Annotated in this window: 16 protein-coding genes; 5 read left to right on the top strand and 11 right to left on the bottom strand. The window is 62.2% G+C overall.

From position 1 onward, the window contains the following. Positions 1–40 precede the first annotated feature (40 nt). Complete coding sequence (locus J3A64_RS03195; protein WP_011775359.1) at positions 41–754, top strand: DUF4166 domain-containing protein; 714 nt, start codon at positions 41–43, stop codon at positions 752–754. A gap of 11 nt (positions 755–765) precedes the next feature. Here the strand turns inward: J3A64_RS03195 and J3A64_RS03190 are convergent, their stop codons facing one another. From J3A64_RS03190 to mnmA, 7 genes are all read right to left on the bottom strand, one after another. Next, entirely contained in the window at positions 766–1800 is a 1035-nt protein-coding gene (locus tag J3A64_RS03190; protein WP_210063616.1) for a hypothetical protein, read from the bottom strand. 3 nt (positions 1801–1803) lie between these two features. After that, positions 1804–2193 (bottom strand): chorismate mutase, encoded by a 390-nt coding sequence (locus J3A64_RS03185; protein ID WP_014922252.1) that lies wholly within the window; start codon positions 2191–2193, stop codon positions 1804–1806. 133 nt (positions 2194–2326) lie between these two features. After that, positions 2327–4033 carry an ABC transporter ATP-binding protein gene (locus tag J3A64_RS03180; RefSeq protein WP_210063615.1) on the bottom strand — a complete coding sequence of 569 codons (1707 nt, stop codon included), beginning with the start codon at positions 4031–4033 and terminating at the stop codon, positions 2327–2329. Then, the gene (locus tag J3A64_RS03175) at positions 4030–5034 is read right to left on the bottom strand and encodes an ABC transporter permease (RefSeq protein ID WP_011775363.1); all 1005 of its coding nucleotides are present in this window, start codon (positions 5032–5034) and stop codon (positions 4030–4032) included. The genes J3A64_RS03180 and J3A64_RS03175 overlap by 4 nt, the downstream gene beginning before the upstream one ends. Before the next feature lie 2 nt (positions 5035–5036). Next, a complete protein-coding gene (locus J3A64_RS03170) occupies positions 5037–6128 on the bottom strand; it encodes an ABC transporter permease (RefSeq protein ID WP_011775364.1) in 1092 nt (363 codons plus the stop codon). A 129-nt stretch (positions 6129–6257) separates the two neighbouring features. Next, entirely contained in the window at positions 6258–7886 is a 1629-nt protein-coding gene (locus J3A64_RS03165) for an ABC transporter substrate-binding protein (RefSeq protein ID WP_210063614.1), read from the bottom strand. Positions 7887–8057: 171 nt separating this feature from the next. Beyond that, positions 8058–9197 (bottom strand): tRNA 2-thiouridine(34) synthase MnmA, encoded by a 1140-nt coding sequence (gene mnmA / locus J3A64_RS03160; RefSeq protein ID WP_187329888.1) that lies wholly within the window; start codon positions 9195–9197, stop codon positions 8058–8060. Positions 9198–9359: 162 nt separating this feature from the next. Here mnmA and J3A64_RS03155 point away from each other — a divergent pair, with 162 nt between their 5' ends. Beyond that, complete coding sequence (locus J3A64_RS03155; RefSeq protein ID WP_011775367.1) at positions 9360–10601, top strand: NAD(P)/FAD-dependent oxidoreductase; 1242 nt, start codon at positions 9360–9362, stop codon at positions 10599–10601. 3 nt (positions 10602–10604) lie between these two features. Here J3A64_RS03155 and J3A64_RS03150 read toward each other — a convergent pair whose 3' ends face one another. From J3A64_RS03150 to J3A64_RS03135, 4 genes are all read right to left on the bottom strand, one after another. After that, on the bottom strand, positions 10605–11837 hold the full coding sequence (locus tag J3A64_RS03150; protein WP_210063613.1) for a cysteine desulfurase family protein: 1233 nt from the start codon (positions 11835–11837) through the stop codon (positions 10605–10607). A gap of 26 nt (positions 11838–11863) precedes the next feature. Then, positions 11864–12547, bottom strand: a complete 684-nt coding sequence (locus J3A64_RS03145) for a metalloregulator ArsR/SmtB family transcription factor (RefSeq protein ID WP_210063612.1) — start codon at positions 12545–12547, stop codon at positions 11864–11866. A 63-nt stretch (positions 12548–12610) separates the two neighbouring features. Continuing rightward, positions 12611–13285, bottom strand: coding sequence for a hypothetical protein (locus J3A64_RS03140; protein WP_238324333.1), 675 nt, complete (start codon positions 13283–13285; stop codon positions 12611–12613). 139 nt (positions 13286–13424) lie between these two features. Beyond that, a complete protein-coding gene (locus J3A64_RS03135; RefSeq protein ID WP_014922258.1) occupies positions 13425–14351 on the bottom strand; it encodes a diacylglycerol kinase family protein in 927 nt (308 codons plus the stop codon). Between the two features lie 122 nt (positions 14352–14473). Here J3A64_RS03135 and J3A64_RS03130 point away from each other — a divergent pair, with 122 nt between their 5' ends. From J3A64_RS03130 to sigK, 3 genes are all read left to right on the top strand, one after another. After that, the gene (locus tag J3A64_RS03130) at positions 14474–15418 is read left to right on the top strand and encodes a J domain-containing protein (protein ID WP_011775372.1); all 945 of its coding nucleotides are present in this window, start codon (positions 14474–14476) and stop codon (positions 15416–15418) included. Positions 15419–15480: 62 nt separating this feature from the next. After that, complete coding sequence (locus tag J3A64_RS03125; protein WP_011775373.1) at positions 15481–15948, top strand: tRNA (cytidine(34)-2'-O)-methyltransferase; 468 nt, start codon at positions 15481–15483, stop codon at positions 15946–15948. Between the two features lie 188 nt (positions 15949–16136). Continuing rightward, entirely contained in the window at positions 16137–16742 is a 606-nt protein-coding gene (gene sigK / locus J3A64_RS03120) for an ECF RNA polymerase sigma factor SigK (RefSeq protein ID WP_043471361.1), read from the top strand. Position 16743: the final 1 nt, after the last annotated feature.

The raw sequence follows: 16743 nt of genomic DNA, 5'->3' as shown, positions 1-16743 counted from the left end.
GGTCTAGTGCAACTTTCGTTTCAGCTAAGGAAGGACCGCCATGAATACCCCCATCTACCACCTTGCACTCGGTCAGGACTTCACCAAGCTGGCCCCGGAGCTCCAGGAGTATTTTTCGTTGGCGGCCGGCTCCGGTTCGTATGGAATCGGTGAAGGGGTCTTTGACGTTGTGGGGTGCCGCCAAAAATGGTTGCGGCCATTGCTGGCACTGACAGGGAGCGAGGAGGCTTTCTTCCCTGAATACGGTGAGGGCATTCCCTTCCGGATCGAAAACCACGCCCATGTTGATCCCTTCGGACGCCCCGCCCTGACAGCTCGCCGGGAAATCTATTTCCCCTCGGGAACACGGCTGTTCCACGATACGACGAGCGCCGTCCTGCCTGGCCGGGACGATCAGAATGCCCGTTTGGTGGACCACGTGGGCCGGCACCGCCGGATGGTCACGGACCTGGATGTCAGTGTTACCCCGGAGGGCCGGCTTCGGGGTGTTTCCAGAGACAGCCGGCTGTTCCTTGGACCCTTGCGCATACCGTTGCCCGCAGCACTTGACGCACGCGCGTATGCGGAACAGTGGTGGGACAGCGCCGAAGGCAAGCACCGCATACAGGTCAAGGTCATCCAGCCACAGATAGGCTTGGTTCTTGTGTATGCAGGGCGCTTCGACTACCGCTTGGCACCGTACTTGCCGGGAGCAGCTCCAGGCACAACGCTCCCCCGCTACGCGGAACCGGACCGCTGGGAGAAGAGAATCTGACTTGCCTGCAGTCAGCCCTGGGCCAGCTGGTCCAAGCCGTCAGCCACTTGGGTAAGTTTCTTCAGCACATCCTTGGCCGTTGAAGGCTTGAAGTCAGCCAGTCCTGTCGAGGGGGTGACACGGAGTCCCGCCAGTCCGGACGCCGGAAGACCAAGCTGGCGCCACGGCTTCCAGATGCTTTCAACAACTTCTGCGGTGCGCGGCAGTTGCGCCTGCGGGTTGCTGGTGGAGAGCGCACCGGCCCACACGCGTTTTCCGTCCTCCACCGCTGCGGCAAGCTGCTCCCACTGGCGTGTCGTCAGGGCTTTCAGCGGCACGGCGACCCCGTCCGCACCAGCAGCGAGGATCCGCTCGATTGGTGCTTCAATCTCCGGTACGGAAACCACGGTCTCGACGACGCCGGCCGCCTTGATCGCGTCGATCACCACCCGCCAGGCACCTGTCACTTCATCTCCGGATATTGACCGCAGCGTCTTGTAGCCACTGGCCGTCGGGATGGTCCCGGCCATGACGGACGCTATGTCCGGTTCGTCAATCTGAACCACCAAATAGGCGCCGGGGAGTGCCGCGGAGACGCGCCTGAGGTGTTCTGCGACGCCGACGGCCAAGGACTCCGCGATGTCCCTTCGTGCACCATAGTCCAACAGTGCCCGTTCGCCATTGTGCAGGTGAAGATTTGCGGCAAGGCTCATGGGTCCCAGCAACTGGACTTTGAACCCCGTTGCAGAGACGTCCTCGGCACCAGCGATATCGGCCAGAATGTTGATGTCCGTCGATAACGCCGAGCGGGCGCGCTGGGCGTCCTTTCCGGGCCTGTCCACCAAGCGCCAGCCGTGCGGTTGGACGTCGAGTGCGAGGTCGACCAGCAGGGAGCCGGTCCGGCCGACAGCATCCGAACCCACCCCGCGGTCAGGCAGTTCCGGCAGAAAAGGAAGGTGGGGGTCCCCCAGTTCGCCCCGGATGATGCGGGTTCCCTCCGCAGGATCGCTGCCGGGCCACGGCCCCAGTGCCGTGGCGCTGGCGCGCAGGTTATCCATTTCCGTCATGGATCAAGCCTGCTGGCTGGAAGTCTGGTGATCCTCGGCGATTGCCTCGTGGTGGCGGATCACTTCGCTGATGATGAAGTTCAGGAACTTCTCTGCGAAGGCAGGGTCAAGGTGCGCATCCTCGGCGAGGCGCCGCAGGCGGGCGATCTGTGCCGACTCGCGGCCCGGATCTCCGGCCGGAAGCTTGTGGGTGGCCTTGAGGATTCCAACTTTCTGGGTGGCCTTGAACCGCTCGGCGAGGAGGAAGACCAGTGTTGCGTCAATATTGTCGATGCTGGACCGGATGGACAGCAGCTCCTCCATGACGGCACGGTCCACTTGGCCGGCCAGGGAGCTCGCTGCCGGGTTGAAGGAATCGGCGTCATCGGGGAGGGCATTGTTCTGCTCGGTCATGCACCCCAGTCTATGGTGTGGGGCGGTGTCGTCGCGGGTGTTACCTGCTGGCCGGACGGGTCGCGAAGTCAAGGTACGCCCCCCACATTGAGGGGCGTACCTTTCCCGCGTAGGCGGACGTTCAGGGAACGGTCTAGCCACCCAGCAGCGTGCGGTGCGCTTCCCGCCGTCGTGCTTGTTCATCGGGGTCCGGCACCGGCAGGGAGGCGATGAGCCGCTTGGTGTAGTCGTGCTGCGGTGATCCCATCACATGGTTGCCGATCCCCTGCTCCACCAACCGGCCTTTGTACAACACGCCAACCCAATGGGACAACATATCCACCACTGCGAGGTCGTGACTGATGAAAAGCGCCGCGAAGCCGTACTGCTCCTGGATGTCCTTGAACAGATCCAGGACTTTGGCCTGCACCGAGACATCCAGCGCGGATGTCGGCTCGTCGGCGATCAGAAGACGCGGGTTCAGTGCCAGCGACCTCGCCAAGGAGGCGCGCTGCCGCTGCCCACCGGACAACTCGTGCGGGTAGCGCTCCGCGTACGACGCCGGCAGCTGGACTGACTCGAGCAACTCACCTACTTTTTTCCTCCCCTCAGCGGCGCCGGGCTTGGTGTGGATCAGCAGCGGCTCAGCAACGCACTCGCCGATGGTGAGGTGCGGGTTGAAGGACGCCGCCGGATCCTGGAAAACGAAGCCGATCTCCTTGCGAAGCGGACGGAAGGTACGCTCCTTGAAGTCCAACATCTCGTACCCAAGGACCTTCAGGCTGCCTCCGGTGGTCCTGGTCAGGCCTGCGATGGCCCGTCCAATGGTGGATTTTCCGGAACCGGATTCACCCACCAGCCCAAAGACCTCATTCTCGGACACCGTAAAGCTGACATCGTCCACGGCTTTGAATCCGTGCCTGCCGAAGCGCCCGGGGTATTCGATGGTGAGGTTCTTTGCTTCCACCAGGACTTTGCCTTCCTGATGGAGCCGGCCACGGGCACCCTCGGATGCCGAGTTCCGTCCGAGGTGCGGCACCGCGGCCAGCAGCTTCCTGGTGTACTCCTGCCGGGGTTCAGCAAACAGGACCCTGGACGAAGCCTCCTCCACTACGTCGCCCTGATACATGACCACAACACGGTCGGCCAGATCCGCCACGACACCCATGTTGTGCGTGATGAGCACAATAGATGTCCCGTAGTTGTCCCTCAAGTCGCGCAGTAGCTGGAGGATCTCAGCCTGGACTGTGACATCCAGTGCGGTGGTGGGCTCATCGGCCACGATCAGTCCCGGGTTCAGGGCCAACGCCGCAGCTATGACCACGCGTTGTTTCTGGCCGCCGGAGAACTGGTGCGGGTAGTAGTTCACCCGCGTTTCAGGGTCAGGGATGCCCACTTTGCGGAGTGCCTCGGTTGCCCGTTGCTTGGCCTCCCGGGCGGAGATTCGCCGCCCGTCAGGTGCATGTGCCCGGATGCCTTCGGCAATCTGCCAGCCGACGGTAAAGACCGGATTCAGGGCAGTGGATGGCTCTTGGAACACCATGGCCACATCGCGGCCGCGGATTTTACGCAGGGTGGACTTGCTGACGCTGATGACATTGTTGCCGTTGATCACCACGGCGCCGGAGCTGACAGCAGTTTCCGGAAGCAGGCCAAGGATGGTTTTGGCTGTCACCGTCTTGCCGGAACCGGATTCCCCTACGATGGCCACTACTTCACCGGCTGCAACTTCCAGGCTGACGTCCTTTACAGCGTGAACGTCCCCGCCATCAGTGGCGAACGTGACTTGGAGTCGGTCGATGGTGAGTACGGGCTGCTCGGCGCTGACGTGATCTGACATATTTCCAAGGTTGGTGGTCATGACTTGCCTGCCTCTGCCGGGTTTGAAGGCGTTCCTGCTGGTGTTGGTGGCAGCGTCCTGCCCGCGCGTTTGCGCCCACGGATCCGGGGGTCATTGAGGTCGTTGATGCTCTCGCCCACCAGGGTCAGCCCCAGCACTGTGAGAACCATCGCGATCCCGGGGAAGACGCCCGTCCACCAAATACCGGACGAAGTGTCCGCCAGTGCCTTGTTGAGGTCAAACCCCCATTCAGCAGCTGATGTGGGCTCGATGCCGAAGCCCAGGAAGCCCAAGCCAGCGAGCGTCAGGATCGCCTCGGAAGCGTTCAAGGTGAACATGAGCGGCAAGGTCCTGGTGGCGTTCTTGAAGATGTGCCGCCCAATGATGCGCACGCTGCTCGCCCCCAGCACCTTGGCCGACTCGACGAACGGCTCGGCTTTGAGACGAATGGTCTCTGCCCGGATGACCCGGAAGTACTGCGGGACAAAGACCACCGTTATGGAGAAAGCACAAGAGAAGATGCCGCCCCAGAAACTGGATTGCCCCCGGCTGATCACTATGGAAATCACGATTGCCAGGAGCAGGGTGGGAAACGCATAGATGGCATCCGCTACCACCACCAGAATCCTGTCCAGCCACCCTCCGAAATAACCGCTGAGCAAACCAAGGGCGACACCGAGGAACAGGGACATCGCCACAGACACAACGATGACTGTCACCGCTGTTTGGGAACCCCAAATCACCCGTGACAGGACATCGTAGCCGCCCACAGTTGTTCCCAGCAGGTGCTTGGAGTTCGGAGCCTCCTGGGTGGGAAACGAACCGGAAGAATCGCTGAGTTGGGAGTAGCCATAGGGAGCGAGGAGAGGTGCAAAGATGCTCGTAAGGATGAAGAGTCCACTGAGGACAACGCCCACGATGAGCATGCCTCGCTGAAGTCCTACGCTTTTCTTCAGGTGGCTTATCACGGGCAGCCTTGAGAACAAGGGCTGCTTGGGTCGGGTCAATTGGGAAGTGCTCATGGTCAGTACCTCACTCGAGGGTCGATGAGCGCGGCAATGATATCCACCACGAAGTTGGTGACAGCCACAATGATGGCCAGCAGCACAACGATTCCTTGGACGGCCACAAAGTCGCGCGCGTTCAGGTACTGCACCAGCTGATAGCCCAGGCCCTTCCACTCAAACGTGGTTTCGGTAAGGATGGCGCCGCCCAGCATCAGGGCAATTTGCAGGCCCATGACCGTAATGATGGGAATCAATGCCGGCTTGTAGGCGTGCTTGGTCAGCAGGCGGAACTCACTGACGCCGCGGGAACGCCCGGCCTCGACGTAGTCCTTTCCCAGCGTGCCGATGACGTTTGTGCGCACCAGGCGCAAGAAGACGCCGGCGGTCAACAATCCGAGGGCTACTGCGGGGAGCACCGCGTGGGCGACGATGTCCCCCAGAGCTGCGAAGTTGCCGCTGCGTAACGCGTCCAGCCAGTAAATGCCTGACGGTGCAGCCAGGCCGCTCATGGTCAGTTCCGTCCGCGTAGAGGCTCGACCGGCCACGGGGAACCACCCAAGCCACACGGAAAACGTGAGTTTGAGGAGGAGCCCGGAGAAGAAAACGGGTGTGGCGTAGCAGAGGATGGCAAAGAACCTCAGAAACGCGTCAGGAGTCTTGTCCCGGTGCTGTGCGGCAATGAGCCCGAACGGGATGCCGACTGCGAGCGCGACGATCAGTGCGTTGATCGATAGCTCGAGTGTCGCTGCGCCGAAAGTGGTAAGTACCTCCACCACTGGCCTGCGGTCGGTGATGGTACTGCCGAAGTTGCCGGTGATGAGCTGGCCCAGGTATTCGAAGTACTGGACCAGGACGGGCCGATCGTAACCGGCCTCTTGTATTCGCTGGGCCAGGACGTCCGGGGGCAGTCGTCCGCCCTGCGATGCTGTGATGGGGTCGCCGATGACCCGCATCAGGAAGAAGACAAGAGTTACCAATATGAAGACGGTGGGGATGATCAGGAAAAACCTGACCACGATGTATCTGCCCAGCCCTCCCCCGCCTTTGGATTTGCTCTTGGGAGCAACGATGCCGGGCTCAGCCTCGGGGACCTCAATAAGTGTTGTCATTTGTTACCTGCATTTCCTGCCCGTGGATTGCGCGGGGTTGTCTCATGCGTGCCGGCCACGTGGGTGGTCAGCAAAGGAGGCGGGACACCGGATCAGTGTCCCGCCTCCCTGCTCATTGCAGAGGTGCGGTTACTTGGAAATTACGCCGAGACGGAACTTGAAGGATGGATCCAGGGTCTTTTCGACGCCGTTCACTCCGCTTCCGGTTACCGCCACCTGGGCGCCCTGAAGCAGAGGCAGGGTGGAGATGTCCTTGGCCAGTGCGTTTTGGACATCCTTGATGGCAGCCTCGCGGCTGGTCTTGTCCGCATCCGTCAGCTGCTTGGAGATCAGCTCATTGACTTCGGGGTTGTTGTAGTGGTTCTTCAGGAAGCCGCCTTCCGGGAAGAACGGCGTCAGGTAGTTATCGGAATCGCTGAAGTCCGGGAACCAACCAAACTGGAACAGCGGGTACTCGTCGGCACGGCTGGCCTTGCTGTACGTGACCCACTCGGTGGACTGCAGGTTTACGGTGAAGAGACCGGACTTCTCCAGTTGCTCCTTGATCATGGCGTATTCGTCGCCGGAGGATCCACCGTAGTGATCCGGGTTGTACTGCAGGTTCAGAGCCACCGGTTCAGTGATGCCGGCATCCGTCAGAACCTTCTTGGCCTTGTCCAGGCTCGGCTTTCCGGCGTCGCCGTAGGCGTCCTTGAACGCCTCATTGGCGCCGAGGAATCCGCTGGGAACGTTCGAGTACAGGGGCAGGTAGGTGCCCTTGTAGACCTGGTCAGCAATGGCCTGGCGGTCAACCAGGTTGGCCACGGCCTGGCGAACGGCAAGTGCCTTGGCGGGGTCGGCGCCAGTTGCCTTGGTTCCATACGGCATGGTGTCGAAGTTGAACGTGATGTATCGGATTTCGCCGCCCGGTCCGGTGAGGACCTTGACCTTGGAGTCCTTGCGGAGGTCGTCGATGTCCGTGGCGCTCAGGCTGCGGAAGGCAACGTCAATTGCGCCTTGCTGGATTTCCAACTTCAGGTTGGTGGGGCTGGCGTAGTACTTGATGGTGGCTGCATCATTGGCAGGCTTGCCAAGAACGCCTTGGTAGTCCGCGAAGGCTTTGAAACTGACCAGCTCGTTCTTCTTGTAGCTGTCGATGGTGTACTGGCCGTAGAACGCGTTCGCCTTGATGATCTCGTCGTCCGGGAGGATCTTGTCGGCCGGGAAGACTTCATCGTCCACGATCGGCGCTGCAGGGCTGCTGAGGATCTGGCTGAACGTTTGGTCGTTGGCGTTCTCCAACTTGAACACCACCGTGGTGGCATCAGGAGTACTGACGCTCTCGATGTTGGTCAGCAGCGAAGCGGGGCCGGCGGGATCGTTGATGGCCACCTGACGATCAAAGGAGTGCTTGACGTCCTTGGAATCCAAGGTGTGCCCGTTGGCCCACTTGAGCCCGGACTTTAGCTTGACAGTGTATTCCGACGGCGCCGTGAACGACGACGATTCAGCGAGGTCGGGAACGGGTTCCGCGCCGCCGGGCTTCGAATTCAGCAGGAACGAATAGACCTGGTTCATCACCATAAATGAACCGTTATCGTAGGATCCCGCCGGGTCCAGCGAGGTGACTTTGTCAGTAGTGCCGTAAGCGATAGGGCCTGCGGCGGCCGGGGCGGATGATGAGCCGCCACCGGAGGGTCCCGTGCATGCCGTCAAGGCGAGCGCGGAGATGCCCGCAAGCGCGATAACGCCGTGCAGGGCCTTCTTGTTCATTGCCATCTGATGAACCTTCTGTTCGATGGATTCGGCGCGCCGCCGTGGGATATTTGTGACGGCGCACACTCTTGATTCCACGATTCAATCAGACTTCGAAGGCCACGAACCCTTCATTTTGTGATTTGAGACACAAAATTTACTTTCCAGTAGCTTTCGCTGCCGGAGCGGTGGCTCCTAGAGGACTTGCCGCTGCAGTGAACGGGCGGCATCAATGGTTGCCTGCCCCAGGACGCGGCTTCCCTGATAGAGAACGACCGTCTGGCCAGGGGCCACGCCCCTCAGTGGATCCGTCAACGTGACAACGAGCTGGGCACGCTCCACGCCGGATTCGTCGGTGACGGCTTCTACGCGCGCGATTGCAGGAACGGGATCTCCGTGGGCCCGGACCTGCGCGTGGCAGTCGAACTCAGCGCCGGTGGCAACTTCGGAAATGGGCAAGCCGGCCCACGAGACCTTGATGCCGCGAATCTCGTCGATCGCCAGCAGGGCTTCCGGCCCTACAACTACTTTGTTTTCCTTGGGGCGGATTTCCAGGACGAACCTGGGCTTGCCATCCGCCGCGGGGGTACCCAGCTTCAAACCGCGCCGCTGCCCCACCGTGAAGGCGTTGGCACCGGGATGTTCGCCAACCTTGGCGCCGGTTTCGTCAACGATGTCGCCGGTGGTCATGTCAATCTTCTCGGCCAGCCATCCGCGGGTGTCGCCGTCGGAGATAAAGCAAATATCGTGGCTGTCCGGCTTGTTGGCCACGGACAGCCCACGACGCTCGGCCTCGGCACGCACCTCAGCCTTGGACGGGGTGTCTGCCAACGGGAACATGGAGTGCTTGAGTTGTTCGTGGGTCAGGACGCCCAGGACGTAGCTCTGGTCCTTGGCCCAATCGGCGGCGCGGTGGAGTTCGCGGTTGCCGTCGGCGTCTTCGATGACCTTGGCGTAGTGGCCGGTGCAGACGGCGTCGAAGCCCAGCGCTATGGCCTTTTCCAGAAGGGCGGCGAACTTAATCCGCTCGTTGCACCTCATGCACGGGTTCGGTGTCCTGCCCGCAGCGTACTCGTCAATGAAATCCTGGACGACGTCTTCCTTGAAGCGCTCGGAGAAATCCCAAACGTAGTAGGGAATGCCCAGGACGTCGCATGCCCGCCATGCATCGCGCGAATCCTCGATGGTGCAGCATCCCCGGCTTCCCGTGCGCAGGGTCCCCGGCATCCGCGACAACGCGAGGTGGACTCCGACGACGTCGTGTCCGGCCTCGACTGCCCGGGCTGCGGCCACGGCGGAGTCAACTCCGCCGCTCATTGCTGCAAGTACTCGCATGCTGGCTTTCTGTGTATGTGGGAGTTGGAGTCGCTGATCCGGCTGAGAACAGCCGCCGCGCCCATCTATTCTAGCCCGCCTTGCCACGCATGCCCTAAAACCCTTGACTGGCCCAACCCCTGCTTCTAAAGTCAAAACAATTGGTTTTAGAATCGAGCTGACATGGCACACGAACACATGGTTATCGTCGGAGGCGGGCTTGCCGGCGCTACCGCAGCCAAGACCCTCCGCGCAGAGGGCTATGAAGGTCCCGTCACCTTGGTGGCCGCCGAGAACCGGACACCCTATATACGCCCACCCCTTTCCAAGGAATTTCTCCTGGGCAAAGCTGAGGCAGATGCTGCTCTGGTAGTGCCGGATGACTGGTACGGGGAAAACGACGTCGAGCTTCTCCTCGAAAACCCTGCGAGCCGGATCGAGCCCGCGGATCACGCGGCGGTACTGGCCGATGGCCGAAGCCTTCACTATTCCAAGCTGCTCCTCGCCACGGGCGCCCGGCCACGAACCATCCCGCTTCCAGGTGCGGACCTTGACGGAGTCATGACCTTCCGAACCTTCGATGACAGTGTGCGGCTTCAGAACCTCCTCAAGAACGGAGGCAAGAAGGTGGTCATGATCGGCTCCGGGTGGATCGGCATGGAACTGGCGGCAGCAGCCCGCACGTACGGCAACGACGTCACACTGCTGGGGCTGGAAGACATACCACTGAGTGCCGCCATCGGACCCGAACTGGGTGCATACTTCCAGCGGCTCCACGAAGATCAGGGCGTCACCTTCCGCCTTCCGGCAAGCGCTGCCGGAATTGACGGACAGAACGGCAGCGCGACGGCGGTCCGCACCAGTACCGGCGAAACGCTGCCCGCCGATGTTGTGATCGTTGCCGTCGGCGTCGTACCGGACACAGCACTCGGCGAAGCCGCAGGGCTTGCCATCCGCAATGGAATACTGGTGGATGCCGGGCTGAGGTCCAGCGCACCGGATGTGCTGGCTGCAGGAGATGTAGCCAACGCACTCCACCCGTTTACCGCCGAGCACCATCGCAGCGAACATTGGGCCAACGCGCTCAACGGCGGCAAGGTAGCTGCAAAGTCCATGATGGGCCAGGATGCCCAACTGGACGTGGTGCCGTACTTCTATACGGACCAGTTCACCCTCAGCATGGAGTACTCGGGCTTTCCCTCCCTGACCTTCGGAATCACGCCGGTAATCCGCGGCTCGCTGGATGACGGCAGCTTTATCGCTTTTTGGTTGAGGGAGGGGATGGTAGTTGCGGGAATGAGCGTCAACCAGCGCCGGGTTCAGAAGCCAATCAAGGCGTTGATTTCCACCCGCACCCCTGTGAACGTCACCAAGCTGACGGATCCCGGGGTGCCGCTGGACGAGCTGCAGCCCGGTGAGCAGTAGGACCTAGAAAGGTTCCGACGTGCCCTGCCGAGCCACAGTTGCTGCTGTTTGAATGCTGGATTCATGACCGGCCATTCCAGCCTGCCGGGCCCTCAGGCATGCCTCTGGCAGGGCCTTCAAGAGCGCGTCCACATCTGCATCGGTGGAGCTGTGCCCCAGCGTAAAGCGCTGGGCGCCGCGTGCAGTATCTTCATCGAGGCCCATGGCCAGGAGGACGTGCGAAGGCCGGGGAACCCCTGCCGTGCACGCCGACCCCGTGGAGGATTCAACGCCTGCCAGGTCCAGGAGAAAAAGCAGTGAGTCGCCTTCACAACCAGGGAAGGTGAAGTGGGCGTTCCCCGGCAGCCGTCCGTCCCCAGGAGCACCCCTCAGCACCGCGCCCGGGACGGAATCATGTACTCCGGTGATAAGGCGGTCGCGCAACAAGCTGAGACGTTCTTTTTCAACCGGCAGGTTGGCAGTGACAGCCTCCGCGGCTGCAGCAAAAGCGGCGATTGCGGGAGTATCCAGTGTTCCCGAGCGCACATCGCGCTCCTGCCCGCCGCCGTGCTGCACCGGCGTCAACTTCACGGCCCTTCCCAGGAGAAGTGCGCCGACCCCCACCGGACCGCCCAGCTTGTGCCCCGAGACGGACATTGCAGAGAGTCCCGAGCCACGAAAATCCACGGGAATCGATCCGAAAGCCTGGACCGCATCGGAGTGGACCGGGATTCCATGCAGCTTTGCCAGCTCCACAATCTCCGTCACCGGCTGGATGGTGCCCACTTCATTGTTGGCCCACATCACGGTGACCAAGGCAATTGATTCAGGGTCACGTTGGATTTCCTGCTTGACGACCTCCATCCGAACAGCGCCGTCGCTATCTACCGGGAGCCACACAACGTCCGCGCCTTCGTGCTTTTCAAGCCATTCGACGGTATCCATGACCGCATGATGCTCGACGGCGGAGCAAAGGATGCGTGTACGGTGCGGGTTCTCGTCCCGCCTGGCCCAGAACAGTCCCTTCACCGCCAGGTTGTCCGCTTCCGTCCCGCCTGAGGTGAAAATAACCTCAGATGGGTGCGCCCCGGCTGCCGCTGCCAACGCCTCCCTGGCATCCTCTACCGCTCGCCTCGCGCGGCGCCCCGCGCCGTGAAGCGACGAAGGATTGCCGGTCCGCGCCAGCTCACGCGTCATCACAGCGAGCGCTTCGGCTGACAGGGGCGTGGTTGCGGCGTGGTCAAGGTATACAGGCACCTTGTAATTCTACCGACGCCGGGCGCTCAGGATTTATTACCAAGGGCAGTGATGCGCGCGCAGCAGTGTCCCGGACCATGGTCCGGATCCGGCACGATGATGCCGGCACTGAGTCCGGAGGCCGCAGCAGCACCGCTGAGGAACGCGCCGTTCATTGCGCACACCACTTCCGTGTGGTCCCGCGACAAGCGATGGAACGGACAATTGAGCAGGCGGTATCCCCCGGCGGCGTCCGGCGAGGGGTCATATCCGAGTTCCGAGAGTGCACCCAGGAAATCGCCGGGGCGTCCAACCTCGCTCCCTGCAGCTGCAGCGACATCGCGCAACGCTTCCGCCGCCGGCACACCGTCGGCCTGAGAGCGCGTGATCGCCGCGGCCATGAGGTGGCCGGCGAGGTCGTAGTGCCGCTCAGGAACAGAGACGCCCACCTCGTCCATGACGGGCCTGTAGAGCTTTGATGGCCGCCCCGACCCTGGCCCCGTCTTCTCAGCGGATTTCCTGAACTCAACCCGCAAGAGCCCTTCGCGGACCAAACGATCCAAATGGAAGGAAACCGAACTGCGGGGCACCTCGAGTGCCAAGGCAGCCTGATCCCGACTGACCGCGTCCTCCGTACTCAAAACGTACTCATAGAGCCTGCGACGGTTCTCATCGCCCAAGGCAGCAACAGCAGCGATTTTCCGGATCCACGGGAGTTCGGACGTGCCCATACATCAAAGGTATCTCTAAAAATAAGAATCGTTGCTTTAGCAGGATCCCGAAAGAGGGCGGGGTCAGGACGGTGGAACCACCACGAGGTGCGCCACGGTCTCCGCACGCGCTTGGGCCAGGGCGTTGTCATCCGGACATGCCAGGGAGACATACACCGAGGATGCGGGGACGCTGAACAACCTTGCCAGGATAACGGCCGACTGACCGCCGGTTGCCGAAGAGGATTCCACACCGAGGAACTCAACACTGTGCTGCGGCTTATCGGAGTCCTGTCCCCAACGCAAGGACGCCGACTTCAGGTTATCCAGCGCATTGCCGGCATCCAGGTATTTGAAGAGTTCCTTGGTGGAGGACACATCGTCCCCGGACACCACCAGCGGCCCCTGATTGACGCTGACCCTCACTGCGAGAGTGCAACCGTCCGTCTTCCTGTACCTGGTCTCACCCTGCATTGCGGAATGAACCACGGACCAGCCAGGCACCTCTTCCAACCTCGTGGAGACTGTGACAGGCTCCCCCGGCGCCAATGCGCCACCTGCCGCCAGCGGCAAATCCTTCGCGGCCACTGCGGCTGCGTCGTGCCCAGGCGTAATGGTGGGCGTCGCCAGCGTGGATTCCGACGGCGACGGCTTGGGTGCCGCAGGATCCGGCACGTTGACGCTGCAGGCAGCCAGCAAGACGCCTGCGGCTCCGGCGGCAACCAAGCCGGCCAGCCGTCGTCGAACGTTGTTCGCCACTATGTCTCCTTGCCTTGCTGCCGTAGCCACGCTGCTTGAATCTGACTGCCCTCTTCCCGCCGCCCAAGTAACGCGGCCTATCGCCGCGATCGAGTCTAGCCGTCCGCGGCATGGAGGCCCCGCCGGCACCGCAAACTCACTAGGCAAGTACCCACAGCCCGGCAGGGACGAGGTCTACGACCACCGGTAAATCAGCGATGCGCTCGCCGTCGGCGTATGCCACCACCCCATCGGCTTCCAGCCGCACTTTCCGGACGCGCCTGATCTCCACGGCGGGATGACCGGTATGTTTCCCGGCGAAAACCTTGGGAAACACGGCAAGAAAACGGAGCCTGGACAAAGGCTTCACCACAAACATGTCCAACCAACCGTCGTCGGGCACTGCCCCAGGGGTGATCTTCATGCCCCCGCCAATGAACTGTCCGTTGGCCACCGAAATGAGCAAGGCAGGCTGGCTCCACGACACGTCGTCGGCAGTCACGGTGTAGGTGATCCGCCGGAAAGAGCCCAACTCCCTGAGCATCGCGAGGTTGTAGCGGCTCTTCCCCCGCGGCCATCGCCAGGAATTGGCCCGTTCGTTGACGGCCGCATCAAAGCCGGCGGAAAGGACGCCGGCGAAGTACGTGGTCCGACCAGCAGAGGTGACCCGCCCGGCGTCGATCCTGCGCCCGCCTGCTTCCAGCGCGAGCAGTAGCCGGCGGCACGCGGCGGCGGTGTCCTTCAACGGCAAAGCCAACATCCGTGCCACGTCATTACCGGTTCCGCTGGGAACAATGCCAAGGGGAATGTCCAGCCCGACGAGCGCATTGACACCCAAATGGACCATGCCGTCGCCGCCCACCACCACCAAGGCCTCCACGCCGGTGGCCAGGGTCAGCTCCACCGCACTCCGCAAGGCGTCGTAGTCATCGGCCTGGAGTACGACGACGTCCCGGCCGGCGGCGCGGAGAAAAGCTGCGGCCTGGTGCCCGGCATGGCGCGTACGACCAAACGAAGCAGCAGGATTCATGGCGACAACGATCTTCTTCGGCGTACTGGAAGGGTTCTCGGCTGCCGAAGGATTCACAGCGTGAATTATGCCAGCGGGAACCACGCGCCCCGTTACCGACGTTCACATAGTGGCTGGATAAACTTGCCAGTACCGCGCCTCTTCAGAAGCGCACCGTCACCCTAGAGAAGGGCCCGTGCTTGGCCGAGGGCAGCAGTTCGCATTATCAGGTTCTCCGCGTTTCCGTCACCGCAACGGACAAGGAGATCAAAGTGGCCTACCGCAAGGCTGCCCGGAAAGCCCACCCCGATCACGGTGGAGAAGCCGAGATGTTCCGACGCGTGACCCTCGCCTACGAAACCCTCATTGATCCCCAACGCAGGGCCGAGTACGACCGCAGGTACGCCCGTGGAGCCTCAGGCGTGAGCCAGCCGAGGCCGGGCGACTACACCGGCACTGCCGCACCGGGCCCCTCCGCCACCACAAACGTCAAGCGACCTCAGGCCCAACGCAACACTGCGGGCGACCCCCCGGTTTACGTTCCGGCATTTGACGACCCCAACGAGGTTCCTCTCATCTCAGCGGCCGAAGCGGCGCAGCAAGTCCATGGACTCCCCCGCAAAAGGGGCATCTTTGGCGCCGACGCCCGCATCCAACGCGAGATGCGTACGGTCCAGCTCATCAGCCGGCAGGTCCTGCCCGCGATTCCCGCTGCGCGGCTCATCAACGGCCTGCGCTCGCCGTCGGATAACAACCACATCGACCACGCCGTCCTGTCCGGCTACCGGCTGGCCCTCATCGGTTCAATGCTGCTGCCCAAAGGCGCCTACGCCTGGGACGGGAACTCGCTGCGGCACGGCGGACGTTCGGTAGCTCCCCCGCAACTGGCCCACATCGTCCGCCACATGCAGGACCTTTTCCCCGAGCTCAATGTCACCGGCTGGGTGGTTCTGCACAGCCCTGACGGCAACCTCCATGAACCTGTGATCGACCAGTACGGAAAGGGCCAGTCGAGCCATAATGCCGTGGAGGTAGTCAACGGTGCCGGGCTTGCGAGGGGACTTAAGCAATTCCTCAGTTCGGGGCCGGCGCCGAACACCGTGGTGGTGCCCGTCCTGGCGCGACTGCTTCGCGGAATGCACTAGTCATCCCCCTGTGCCGTTTCCTGAACGCGGCCATACCCGCACGGGCTGACTAAGATGGGACGGTGTTCCGCATCCTCTTCCACACTCCAGAAATCCCGGGCAATACAGGCAACGCCATCCGTTTGGCCGCCATTACGGGGGCCGAGCTTCACTTGGTGGAGCCCCTCGGCTTTGATTTTTCCGATGCAAAGCTGCGTCGGGCCGGTCTTGATTACCATGATCTCGCCGTAGTTACGGTCCATAAGGACATCGAGGCCGCTTGGGCTGCACTCAAGCCGGAACGGGTTTTCGCCTACACCTCCGACGGCGAGACCTCCTACACGGACATCAGCTACCGCGAGGGCGACGTCCTGATGTTCGGTCCCGAATCGGTGGGCCTGCCGGACTGGCTCAAGCAGGATCCGCACGTCACCGCCCGTGTCCGCCTTCCCATGAAGCCTTCTCTTCGCTCGCTCAACCTTGCCAACGCTGCTTCAATCGCCGTCTTTGAAGCCTGGCGGCAGAACGGATTTGCCGGCGCCAAGGTGTAGCCCATCCAACGGAGCCACAGCACCGAATACCTTATGGCAGGACAGTCCCTGCCTTGGACATTCGTTGAGGAGCCTACGTGAGCGCGCTGCAGACCAGGGTGATGACAGCAAGCCGCTGCACCGCCGCGCCTTCGACGCAATCCCGTTATGCTGCCGGTTTCAAACGGGACGACATATGCTGGACGGTGATGGACATCCCCAACAATCCCGGCCCCCCGGTCTTCGAAGCTACCGGCTCTGCGACTGATCTGAATTCACAGCTGGCTGGCTTGCTCGAACTCGTGGCAGCAGGCGACCAGCAGGCTTTCGCCGAGTTCTATGGCCTCACCTCGAGGCGTGTCTTCGGTATGGCCAGGCGCGTCCTGATAGACCCTGACCTCAGCGAGGACGCCACCCAGGAGGTTTACATCCAGGTATGGCAGGGCGCCGCCAAGTTCGATCGCAGTGCGGGAAGTCCGCTGGCCTGGCTCATGACCATTGCCCACCGCCGGGCCATTGACCGTGTCCGTGCCGTGCAAGCGGCAACTGACCGCGAAGCTAAATACGGCGCAGCGAGCCAGGACCTGGACCGGGACCTGGTGGCAGAGGAAGCCGACAGCAACCTGGAGGCCGAAGCGGTCAGCCGGTGCCTCGGGACGCTCACGGACACTCAGCGCGAATCCGTCCGCCTCGCGTATTACGGCGGATTGACCTACCGGGAGGTCGCCGAGCATCTCGGTGCCGCTGTACCCACCATCAAGTCGCGCATCCGTGATGGATTACTGCGCCTGAAGACCTGCCTGGGGGTGGGTTGAT

This window comes from Pseudarthrobacter sp. PvP004 (assembly GCF_017876035.1).
In the GTDB taxonomy this organism is placed as follows: Bacteria; Actinomycetota; Actinomycetes; order Actinomycetales; family Micrococcaceae; genus Arthrobacter; species Arthrobacter aurescens_A.
Note: the sequence above shows the minus strand (reverse complement) of the source record. Positions and strands in the feature narration are given on the sequence as shown.